The sequence below is a fragment of the Mesorhizobium sp. BAC0120 genome (assembly GCF_033542235.1).
Taxonomy (GTDB): Bacteria; Pseudomonadota; Alphaproteobacteria; order Rhizobiales; family Rhizobiaceae; genus JAWRCU01.
In genome coordinates, this window is sequence record NZ_JAWRCU010000007.1 from 275949 (window position 1) to 287109 (window position 11161).

At 61.8% G+C, this 11161-nt stretch carries 10 protein-coding genes; 7 read left to right on the forward strand and 3 right to left on the reverse strand.

Annotated features, from left to right (window positions below; translation table 11 throughout):
• The first annotated feature begins 58 nt into the window (after positions 1 to 58).
• The gene (locus tag SAZ10_RS18430; RefSeq protein WP_318610811.1) at positions 59 to 478 is read left to right on the forward strand and encodes a GFA family protein; all 420 of its coding nucleotides are present in this window, start codon (positions 59 to 61) and stop codon (positions 476 to 478) included.
• Positions 479 to 588: 110 nt separating this feature from the next.
• On the forward strand, positions 589 to 948 hold the full coding sequence (locus tag SAZ10_RS18435) for a diacylglycerol kinase (protein ID WP_318610812.1): 360 nt from the start codon (positions 589 to 591) through the stop codon (positions 946 to 948).
• A gap of 70 nt (positions 949 to 1018) precedes the next feature.
• Here SAZ10_RS18435 and SAZ10_RS18440 read toward each other — a convergent pair whose 3' ends face one another.
• Positions 1019 to 1609: a DedA family protein gene (locus SAZ10_RS18440; protein WP_318610813.1), complete on the reverse strand. Its 591-nt coding sequence runs from the start codon at positions 1607 to 1609 to the stop codon at positions 1019 to 1021.
• Complete coding sequence (locus SAZ10_RS18445) at positions 1606 to 2172, reverse strand: DUF1003 domain-containing protein (protein ID WP_318610814.1); 567 nt, start codon at positions 2170 to 2172, stop codon at positions 1606 to 1608. Before SAZ10_RS18445 ends, SAZ10_RS18440 begins: the two co-directional genes overlap by 4 nt.
• A gap of 97 nt (positions 2173 to 2269) precedes the next feature.
• On the opposite strand from SAZ10_RS18445, the gene SAZ10_RS18450 reads away from it, so the two are divergent.
• The 5 genes from SAZ10_RS18450 to gltX all read left to right on the forward strand — a co-directional run bounded on the left by SAZ10_RS18450 (position 2270) and on the right by gltX (position 8848).
• On the forward strand, positions 2270 to 2983 hold the full coding sequence (locus SAZ10_RS18450) for a DNA-3-methyladenine glycosylase I (protein WP_318610815.1): 714 nt from the start codon (positions 2270 to 2272) through the stop codon (positions 2981 to 2983).
• A gap of 40 nt (positions 2984 to 3023) precedes the next feature.
• The gene (locus SAZ10_RS18455) at positions 3024 to 4700 is read left to right on the forward strand and encodes an NAD+ synthase (protein ID WP_318610816.1); all 1677 of its coding nucleotides are present in this window, start codon (positions 3024 to 3026) and stop codon (positions 4698 to 4700) included.
• 9 nt (positions 4701 to 4709) lie between these two features.
• Positions 4710 to 5111: a GNAT family N-acetyltransferase gene (locus SAZ10_RS18460; RefSeq protein WP_318610817.1), complete on the forward strand. Its 402-nt coding sequence runs from the start codon at positions 4710 to 4712 to the stop codon at positions 5109 to 5111.
• 345 nt (positions 5112 to 5456) lie between these two features.
• On the forward strand, positions 5457 to 7262 hold the full coding sequence (locus SAZ10_RS18465; protein ID WP_318610818.1) for an ABC transporter ATP-binding protein: 1806 nt from the start codon (positions 5457 to 5459) through the stop codon (positions 7260 to 7262).
• Between the two features lie 212 nt (positions 7263 to 7474).
• Positions 7475 to 8848 carry a glutamate--tRNA ligase gene (gene gltX, locus SAZ10_RS18470; protein WP_318610829.1) on the forward strand — a complete coding sequence of 458 codons (1374 nt, stop codon included), beginning with the start codon at positions 7475 to 7477 and terminating at the stop codon, positions 8846 to 8848.
• A 69-nt stretch (positions 8849 to 8917) separates the two neighbouring features.
• On the opposite strand, the gene asnB is transcribed toward gltX, so the two are convergent.
• Complete coding sequence (gene asnB / locus SAZ10_RS18475; RefSeq protein ID WP_318610819.1) at positions 8918 to 10846, reverse strand: asparagine synthase (glutamine-hydrolyzing); 1929 nt, start codon at positions 10844 to 10846, stop codon at positions 8918 to 8920.
• Positions 10847 to 11161: the final 315 nt, after the last annotated feature.

Here is an 11161-nt window from a genome sequence, read left to right on the forward strand (position 1 = left end):
ATTCTCGCGCGCAGGCGCCTCGGCCAGAATCACCAATGAAACGGCTCAGGAGAGTGACTTGAATCTAACCAAGACCGGATCGTGCCTTTGCGGCGCGGTCACCTTTCGAACGCATGGCCCGTTGCGAGAGGTGGTCTACTGCCACTGTTCGCAATGCCGCAAGCAGAGCGGGCACTTCTATGCGGCCACCAATGTCCAGGACGGCTGTATCGAGGTGAACGGAGCGGACATGCTGCACTGGTATGCGGCTTCGGCCAAGGCGCGGCGCGGGTTCTGCAAGAATTGCGGTTCGGCTCTTTTCTGGAAGCACAAGGAACTCGACTATGTCTCGGTGCTCGCCGGCGCGTTCAATCAGCCGACGGGTCTGAAAGGCGCATGCCACATCTTCGTCGAGGACAAGGCTGATTACTACGAGATCCATGACGGGCTGCCGCAGTTCGCGGGTTCCGCGCCGTCCGTCAAAGTCGCCGAAGATTGACCCTCCGGTCGAGTGCTTCCGTCGACATCTGTTCATGACTGAGAGCTGCCTGTTCCAGTCGCTGGCGCTTGCCGCTATTGATCGCCTTCGGGGAAGACCGGAAGGCGGCTATGCAAAGACTGGTCAAGGCGTTCTTCAATTCGGTTCGGGCTTTCAATGTGCTTATCCGCACCGAAAAGGCTTTCCAGCAGGAAATCGCCCTGCTCGTCCTGGCGCTGCCGCTCGGCTGGTTCCTTTCTTCGAGCTGGAGCGGGTATGCGCTGCTCATCGGTGCAGTGCTCGTGCTTGTCATGGTGGAAGTGCTCAACACCGGGATCGAAGCCGCTTGCGATGCTATCTCGCGCGAGTTCCACGTGGATATTCAGCTCGCTAAAGACTGCGGATCGCTGGCTGTTCTGATCTCGGTGATCCTGGTCGCTGGCGTCTGGGGGATAGCGCTGATCGAGCGCATCATCGGCACGCCGATTTAGAGCAATTGCCGGACAATTGAGGGCCGGTTTAGGGTCCGCAATTGCGCAAAAACCAAGACATGGGTTCAGCTCAGGAAATCTCCCTCCGCGCTGCGCGCCGGCTGGAGAAGTGCGCCACGCCCCATCCAAGCGCTGCAACCGCGAGGCCGATGCCGAGCGCGATCAGGAGCCGCTCGTGCTTGTGGAGGGCCGCTCCCATCATTTGCTCGGCGCCGAGGCCGAAGACATAGCCGATCGTACAGAACAATGTGGCCCAGATCGCTGAAGAGACGACGTTGAGAAAGACGAATTTCGGCAGCGCAATTCCGGACAGGCCAGCCGCGACGCCGCCGACCAGGCGGAAGCCGTAAGCATAGCGGTTGAGGAGCACGTAGGCGGCTGGATGTTCCTGCACCAGCCTGAAGGCGCGATCGAAGCCTGGCCAGTTGCGCAATCCAGTCACGAAGCGCGTCTCGGAGAAGTGCCGGCCCGCCAGGAAAAAGAGTGTGTCTCCGCCGAAGGCGCCGAGGAATGTGGCCGCAATTGCCTGCCATGTCACGAAGATGCGCTGATGCGCGAAGAAACCGGCGAGGATCGCGGCGCTTTCACCCTCTGCAAGCGAGCCGAGAAAGACGGCGATGAGGCCATATTTCTCGACGAGAAGATGGATGGTTTCGGTCATCCGGCCATTTCGCCGCTGCTGGGTTCACGGCCAGCTATTCGCGCGATCTCATCGACGATCCGGCGGATGTCTTCATGGATAGCCACGATCTCCTGATGGCGCAGTTCGTCGAGCTTTTCATGCAGGGCCATGATCTCGATCTCGGCTTTCAGGTTCACCTCGTAGTCGTGCGTGGCATCGATCCGGTCGCGTTCGGCCTGCCGGTTCTGCGACATCATGATGATGGGCGCCTGCAGGGCGGCGATCATCGACAGCACGAGATTGAGGAAGATGAAGGGATACGGGTCGAAGCTCCCTACGCCGAGCAGCCATGCGTTGAGCAGCGTCCAGGCCAGTAGGAAGACTATGAAGCCGATGATGAAGTTCCATGAGCCGCCGATCCGGGCGATCGCATCGGCGAGCCGGTCGCCGGTCGACAGCTCAGTTTTCAGGGCACGGTTAGTGTCACGCGATAGGGTAAATCGTTCCGCCGCACTCTTGAGGACATTCTGTTCGATCTTGCTCAGATGCGAAATGTCGCGCTTCAGCCAGTGCGCCGCCAGTTCGGCCGCGTTCCTTCTCATCGGTCCACCCACGCTCTTTCGTACGGTTGCTTCTGCGTTCAATATACGAGCAATGCCGCGGCCGTCACGGCAGAGAAAAGATGTGAGGAGGAGGAACATGCCCCGGTTTGCAGAGATCAGGGCGCGCGCAGCCAAGCGGAAGGGCGGTGAGGCGATCCTGGAGTCGCTGCTCGGAGCGGTGCCCGACAATCAGGCGCTCGCCAAGGTTACGGACGACCGCATCCTGTCGACCATGGCGGAGCGCATCTTTGCCGCCGGCTTCGTCTGGCGTGTCATCGAACAGAAATGGCCGGGCTTCGAAGCGGCGTTCCAAGGCTTCGAGCCGAAAACCCTACTCTTCCAGCCGGACGAGTTCTGGGAGGGGCTGACGCGGGACGATCGGATCGTCAGGAACCCGCAAAAGATCAGATCGGTGCGCGACAACGCTGCCTTCGTCGATCGCGTGTCGGAGGAGCACGGGAGCTTCGGCAAATTCCTTGCCGCCTGGCCCGCCGATGATCAGGTCGGCCTAACGGCCTGGCTTGCCAAGCATGGCAGTCGGCTCGGCGGCAACACTGGGCAGTATCTGCTGCGCTGGCTGGGCTGGGACACTTTCATCCTGTCCAGCGACATGGTGCTCGCCCTGCGCGACGCTGGCCTCGAGATCGGGGAAAATCCATCGTCAAAGAAGGATCTTGCCGCAATCCAGGCGCAGATCAACAACTGGGCTCAGGAATCCGGTCTGCCGCGGGCGCATATCTCGCGAATCCTGGCCTTTTCGATCGGCGCGAACCGCTCGCCCGACGAGTTGAAGGCCTATATAGGAGAATAGCGACATTGCGCGGCTACCGGCGCCACGCTACATCCGCGGCATGACCACGCTTCCCGACATTCTCCGCATTGCCGTCGCCCAACTCAACCCGATTGTCGGCGACGTGACCGGCAATCTCGCCAAGGCGCGCGAGGCGCGTGCCGACGCAGCGCGGCAGGGGGCCGACCTCGTTCTCTTCACCGAGCTGTTCATCGCCGGCTACCCGCCTGAGGATCTGGTCCTGAAGCCCGCCTTCCTGCGTGCCTGCGAGCGGGCGGCTGAGACGCTGATCGCCGACACCGCCGACGGCGGGCCTGGCATCGTGGTCGGCACGCCGCTCAAGCGTCCGAGCGGCGTTCATAACTCGATCGTCTTCGCCGATGCCGGCAAGAAGCTCGCCGAGCGCTACAAGCTCGACCTGCCCAATTACGGCGAATTCGACGAGAAGCGAGTCTTCCAGGCCGGGCCGGAAATGCCCGGCCCCGTCAATTTTCGCGGGGTGAGGATCGGCGTCCCGATCTGCGAGGATATCTGGGGCGATCTCGCCGTGTGCGAAACGCTGGCCGAGAGCGGCGCCGAGATATTGCTCGTTCCGAATGGCTCGCCCTATTACCGCGGCAAGGTGGACGTTCGACACCAGGTCGTCATCAGGCAGGTGATCGAGAGCGGCCTGCCCGTCCTCTACGCCAACCAGCTCGGCGGACAGGACGAACTCGTCTTCGACGGAGCCTCCTTTGCCATCAATGCCGACAAGTCGCTCGCCTTCCAGATGAGCCAGTTCGAGGAGACGGTGTCCGTCTCGACCTGGAGAAGAGAAGGCGATGCATGGCGATGCGCCGCCGGTCCGATGTCGAAGATTCCTGAGAAGGAAGAGGCCGACTACCGGGCCTGCATGCTGGGGCTGCGCGACTACGTCAACAAGAACGGCTTCAAGAACGTCGTGCTCGGCATGTCCGGCGGCATCGATTCCGCCCTTTGCGCCGCACTGGCGGTCGATGCGCTCGGCGAGGAGCGCGTGCGCACGATCATGATGCCCTATCGCTACACCTCGGCGGATTCGCTCAAGGATGCCGAAGACTGTGCGCGCGCGCTCGGCTGCCGCTATGACATCGTGCCGATTTTCGAGCCGGTGGAAGGCTTTTCACATGCGCTGACGCAGATCTTCGACGGCACGCCGCCCGGCATCACGGAGGAGAACCTGCAGAGCCGTGCGCGCGGCACCATTCTGATGGCGATCTCCAACAAGTTCGGCTCGATGGTCGTGACGACAGGCAACAAGTCGGAGATGTCGGTCGGCTACGCCACGCTCTACGGCGATATGAATGGCGGCTTCAATCCGATCAAGGACCTCTACAAGATGCAGGTCTATGCCCTGTCGCGGTGGAGGAACGAGCATGTGCCGCCAGGCGCGTTCGGGGCGTCGGGGATCGTGATCCCGCCGAACATCATCGACAAGGCGCCGTCGGCCGAATTGCGCGAGAACCAGACCGACCAGGATTCGCTGCCGCCCTATCCGGTGCTCGACGACATATTGGAAGGCCTCGTGGAGAACGAGATGGATGTCGGCGCGATCGTTGCCAAGGGCCATGACCGGGCGACGGTCGAGCGCGTCGAGCAGCTGCTCTACATTGCCGAATACAAGCGGCGGCAGGCGGCGCCGGGCGTGAAGATCACCAAGAAGAATTTCGGCCGCGACAGGCGCTACCCGATTACAAACCGGTTCCGGGATCGTAGCTGAGCAGACGTCATGGCCGACATAGAAATCAGCTACGATCTGGCGCGGCTCGATTTCGAGCGGACGTCACAGCTCATCAAGTCGAGCTACTGGGGCGGTGCACGCACCGACGAACTGAACCGCCGTGCCTTCGCCAATTCGATCTGTGCGATCGCGCTCATCGACGGAACGCAGGTCGGTTTCGGGCGTGCTTCCGGCGACCGCTCCGTGTTTGCCCGCATCTCGGATCTCATCGTGTGGCCGGACCATCGCGGCAAGGGTATCGGCAAGCGGCTGGTAAGCGCGCTCCTGGACCATCCGGAACTCGCGACAGTCGGCACGTGGAGTCTGAATACAGCAGACGCACACGGTCTCTACGAGCGCTTCGGCTTTGTCCGCGAGGACACTGTGAACGCGATGGTGTTGAGGCGCTAAACCGGCAGGCAAGTGGCTGGCTTATTATTTTCGTTGTTGTACCCCCTTGGCGAACAGTGTTGCGCCGACTATAAGCACCATTTCGTTTGACCTTGGAGGAGATAAGAATGCGTGCATTCTCTTCATTGCTTCAAGGCGGCGCCATGATCGCGGGTTGCATGCGTTAGGTCCTTCGCGACCGTTCAGCAGCACCTGATCCGAGGCGGCCGCCGCTTGGGCTTTGTCCGCGAAGGCGGACCGGTTCGAGTGTTCGACGGCGCCGCCGCTCCTCACGGGGCTCCGCTCCGGTAATTTCACAAATTTGCAGTTCCGGGACCGGACGGCTTCAAGTCTCCGGCAGATACAATGGCTTCCTTTCGAAGATCGTCGCGCGGCGGCGCGTTCCGCAGCGTCCTTGGTTTCACCTTTACGCACTGGCGCCGGCAGCCGGGCCGGCTCACCGTCATCATGATGGCGGTGTTGTTGTCGACGCTCGCAGATGTGCTGACGCCGCTCTATTCCGGCCGGCTCGTTGATGCTGTCGCCAGCGGAGCGGCGAGCGATCTGGCGATCTGGAATACGGCTGTGGCCGCCTTCGTGACCCTTGTCGCTCTGGCGCTCGGCACGATCGTGTTGCGGCACATTGCCTTCATGGGGATCATCGACCTGACGCTCAAGATGATGTCCGACATCGCCGCCGACGCTTTCCATCGCGTGCAGCGCTTCTCGACCGACTGGCACGCCAACAACTTTGCCGGCTCGACCGTGCGCAAGATCACGCGCGGCATGTGGGCGCTCGATCTGCTCAACGACACGATCCTCGTCGCTCTACTGCCTTCAATCGTCATGCTTGTCGGCTCGACCATCCTGCTCGGCTGGTACTGGCCGATGATGGGGGTGATCGTGGCGGTGGGCTCGCTCGTCTATATCGGGCTCACCGTAGCGCTGTCGCTCAGCTATGTGGCGCCGGCCGCGAGCCTCGCCAATGCCTGGGATACCAAGCTTGGCGGCTCGCTCGCCGATGCCGTCAGCTGCAGCTCGGTAGTCAAGGCTTTCGGTGCGGAGGCGCGCGAAGACACGAGATTCGCGAACGTCGTCGCCAAATGGCGCGGCCGTACGCGCCGGACCTGGGTGCGCGGCACGGTGAATGGGACGACACAGGGCACGACGCTGCTCCTACTGCGCACGGCAATCATCGGCTTTGCGCTGCTGCTGTGGTCGGGCGGGCAGGCGAGTGCGGGCGACATTACCTTCGTGCTCACATCCTTCTTCCTGCTACAGGGCTATCTGCGCGATGTCGGCATGCACATCCGCAACCTGCAGCGCTCGGTGAACGATATGGAGGAGCTTGTCGACATCCAGGCACAGCCGCTCGGCGTTGCCGACTCGTCGGACGCGCTGCCGATCCGGATACGCAAGGGCGGCATACGCTTCGAGAACGTCACCTTCCACTATGGCAGCCATTTGCTTCCGCTCTATCGTGACTTCTCGGTTTCGATCCGTCCGGGCGAGCGCGTCGGTCTCGTCGGCCATTCGGGCTCCGGCAAGACCACTTTCGTCAAGCTGATCCAGCGGCTGTATGACGTGAATGGCGGGCGTATCCTGATCGACGGCCAGGATATCGCTCACGCCGCGCAGGCGTCACTCAGATCCCAGATCGCCATCGTGCAGCAGGAGCCGATCCTGTTCCACCGCTCGCTCGCTGAGAACATCGCCTATGCCCGGCCCGGCGCCAGCCAGGCCGAGATCGAGCATGCGGCAAAGCAGGCGAGCGCGCACGACTTCATCATGCGGCTGCCGAAGGGCTATGGGACACTCGTCGGCGAGCGGGGCGTGAAGCTTTCCGGCGGCGAGCGTCAGCGCGTGGCGATCGCGCGCGCCTTCCTCGCGAATGCGCCGATCCTCATTCTCGACGAGGCGACATCGAGCCTCGATTCGGAATCGGAGCAGCTCATCCAGAAGGCGATGGAGCGACTGATGGTTGGCCGCACGACCTTGGTCATCGCGCACCGGCTGTCCACGGTGAAGTCGCTCGACCGGCTGCTCGTCTTCGACCGGGGCCGCATCGCCGAGGAAGGCAGGCACGAAGAGCTGATCAAGCTGGAGGGCGGCATCTATCGGCGGCTGTTCGAGCGCCAAGCACTGGAGCTCGTGAGCGGGCTAGTGTCGTGATTTCGAAGTTCGCCTCATTTTGATATCAGGCTCTGAGCGAACTTCGAAATCAAAACGACACTAGAATCAAAAACTTGCTAGTGTCCCAATTCTGAAATTCGCTCTGAGCTCTATATCCAACTCGTGCGAATTTCAGAATTGGGACACTAGCGTAGTCTCGCCGGCCCGACCTCTGCTTGCCAACGTCCGTCACCTTCGCTACCTCCACCGCCATGACCGTCACCGTCAGATTTGCGCCGTCGCCGACCGGCAATATCCATATCGGCAACGCGCGTACCGCGCTCTTCAACTGGCTTTATGCCTTGAAGAACCGCGGACGTTTCATCCTGCGCTTCGACGATACGGACGTGGCGCGCTCGCGGCAGGAATATGTCGACCAGATCCAGAAGGATCTGCACTGGCTGGGCATCCACGCAGACGTGATGGTCCACCAGTCGGCGCGCTTCGACACCTATGCCGCGGCCGTCGAGCGGCTGAAGGCGGCCGGCGTGCTCTATCCTTGCTACGAGACGCCGGAGGAACTGGAGCTCAAGCGCAAGATCCTGCTCTCGCGGCGGCTGCCGCCCGTCTATGGCCGCGAGGCGCTGAAGCTAAACGAGGCCGACCGAGCCAAGCTCGAGGCTGAAGGCCGCAAGCCGCACTGGCGCTTCCTCCTGCCGAACTTCGACGGCGACCCGTTTGCCCCTCGGCGCACCGATATCGATTGGGACGATCTGGTGCGCGGACATGAGACCGTTGATCTCGCCTCAGTCTCCGACCCCGTCCTGGTGCGCGAGGACGGCAGCTATCTCTACACACTGCCTTCGGTGGCGGACGACATCGATCTCGGCATTTCGCACATCATCCGGGGCGACGATCACGTCACCAACACGGGCGTGCAGATCGCGCTGTTCAGGGCGCTGGGCAGCGAAGCGCCGGCCTTCGGTCACCACAACCTGCTCACCACCGCCTCCGGCGAGGGCCTCTCCAAACGCACGGGCGCGCTATCGATAGCCAGCTTGAAAGAATCAGGCATCGAGCCGATGGCGATTGCCTCGCTCGCGGTGCTGATCGGCACGTCGGAGAGCGTGTCGGCGATGCCCTCGATGGAGGCCCTTGCCGAGCATTTTGATCTTTCGGCCACCTCGAAATCAGCCTCGAAGTTCGATCCGGTGGAGCTCACCGTCCTCAACAAGGTGCTGCTCCACCAGATGCCTTTCGAGGAAGCCAGGAACCGCCTTCATGCGATCGGCGTGTCAGATGACAAGGCCGAGGCATTCTGGCTGGCGGTGCGCGGCAATCTGGACGTGTTGCCGGATGCAGCGCGCTGGTGGCGGATCGTTTCGGCTGGCCCCGAAGCGCTCCCGGAGCTGTCCGACGAGGATCGCGACTTCGTACGCAGCGCCTTTGATTTCCTGCCGCCCGAACCCTGGGATCGGGGAACCTGGAAGAGCTGGACCGACACGGTCAAGCAGGCGACTGACCGCAAGGGCAGGGCGCTCTATCACCCCTTGAGGGTCGCGCTCACCGGCCTTTCTGCGGGCCCGGAGCTTTCAGACCTGTTGCCGCTTATTGGTCGGGAAGGGGTGTTGGCTCGGCGACCATGAGGGGCGGCAGGCTTGGGGCTCTCCTCCGTCCGTTTTCTGCATGAAGTGGATGCCTCTGGGAATACGCCGTCACGCCGTCAGGCGCAGCCTCTCGTGGAGAACGCAGGCGCTGGTCAGAAGCATCAGCACCTGGTCATTGGCGACTCGTGAACCCTCATCCATGGTCTGGAGGCGGTCGAGGAGGCTGACGACCTTCCTCTGATCGAAGAAGGGGATCGAGGCGAGTGTGGGACCGCGCAGCGTATCCTGCACAAGCGAACTCAGCCGATCCTTTGGATTGAGTGTCGCGGGCGGACTCAGGAACGGGTGTTTCTGTCGCCGGTAGACTGTATCGCTGATGACATCGCGGGCCGCTTCGCGAAGCACGAACTTCTCGGTCATGCCTCGGATCTTCTGCGAGACCGGCTGTGAGCGGATCATTTCGACCACGTGATGATCAAGAAACGGCACCCGTCCCTCTATTGAATGCGCCATCTCCATGCGATCGCCTAGCATTGTCAGAATGTAGGAAGGCAGCCCGGCCTTTGCCCACAGATAGAGCGACTGGTTGAGAGGGTCTCGCCCTTCCAATTGGCCGCGCACGTCAATGTCGCTGAAGAAGGCACGGAAACTCTCGCGCCCGGCGAACTTCTCGCTGAAACTTCCTGAGAGCAGGGCCCGCATTTTCTCGGAGCGGGCGGAGAAGGTCTCGATCCAAGAAGGCACAAATCCGAGCAGCCGCTTGACAGTCTCGAGTTGTCCGGCCTCTCCGTCCGGCAGCAGCAATCCGCGAGAGACGGGATTGAGCCTTGTCAACTCGTCGAGCAGGCCGGCGATAACGGCGGGGTCCTGGCCCTCACGGTTATAGAGCAGCATGTCGCGGCGAAAGAAGGCGTAGCCGCCGAGGATCTCGTCCGACCCTTCGCCGGTCAGCACCACCTTGTAGCCTGCGTTGCGCACTGCCCGGCTCAACAGATACTTCGCCACGCCATGCGCATTCACGCAGAACGTTTCGGCTTGCGTAATTGCATCGGCAAAATGGTCGGCGAGATCGCTCTGTCGCAGCGGGATTGGGCAGAAATCGGCGCCAACCTTGGCAGCCATCTCTCTGGCGATTTCTCCCTCGTCATATTCTGCTCTATCGAAGCTGAGGGTGAAGGCGCGAATGGGGTCGGGGCGGTGCCTCGCAGCCAGGCCCAGCACCGAACAGGAATCGAGCCCGCCACTCAGATAACAGCCAACCGGGACGTCGGCGCGCAGCCGGACACGGACGGCCTCCTCGAGAACCGAGCGGAATTCTGCTGCCCAGTCGGCATCAGGCCGTTGCGGCGCGGCATGATCGGCGCGAGGATAGTGAAAGTCCCAATACTGGCTCACCTGCACGTGTTTTTCGCTGGCTATCAGGTAGTGACCGGGCGGAATCTGGAACACGCCATCGAACAATGTGCGCACTTGCGGTCCACCGAGCGCGACCGAATGATAGACAGATTCCGCGTCCCATCGAGCAGGCACTCCGGCCGCGAATAGCGCCTTCACCTCCGACGCGAAATAAAGCGTTCCTTCGTGCTGGGCGTAGAAGAGTGGCTTGATGCCGAAGCGGTCGCGCGCTGCGAATACGAGTCGGTTCTTTTGGTCCGCAATAACGAATGCGAACTCGCCTCTGAGCCGATGAAGGCACTGAACTCCAACATCTTCGTAGAGATGCAGGGCGATCTCGCTGTCCGATCGTGTGCGTAGGCGGTGACCGGCTTCTTCCAGCTCACGCTGGATCGTCTGGTAGCCGTAGAATTCCCCATTGACGACGATGTGGCTCTGACCGTCTTCGCTGGCGATAGGCTGCTCGCCGCCGCTTAGATCGATGATGCTCAGCCGCGTGTGACCGAGAGCAATGCGACGGTCCGGCGATACCCAATGGCCTCGCCCATCCGGACCACGATGGTGGAGGCTTTGTGTAGCGCAGCGCAATGCTTCATCGGAGATCGGACCATGTTGCGAGAGAAAGGCAACAATTCCACACATGCTGGTCTGTGTCCTTCTCATGCTGCGGCCGCCGCGATCGGGGCTCTGCGGGACACTTCTCAATAGGATCTTTCCGTTTCCTTGGTGTGTTTCCGATTCCCTGGTGTGTGTCCGACCCGGAGCGGGAGTGTTTCATCTGTAACAGTCGCTGGCAGGCGACCTTCTCGCCAAGGCCAAGGAAGCGCCTGGGTAGTGTGCTGAGAGTTCTGCAAATTCGCTGAGAGAGGGCGGTCATGGCAGGCTGGTGATGTTCACGTCACCTGATTCCCTGCAAGGAACGCCACCATGACCAAGACAGAAGGTAAGTCCGCCAGC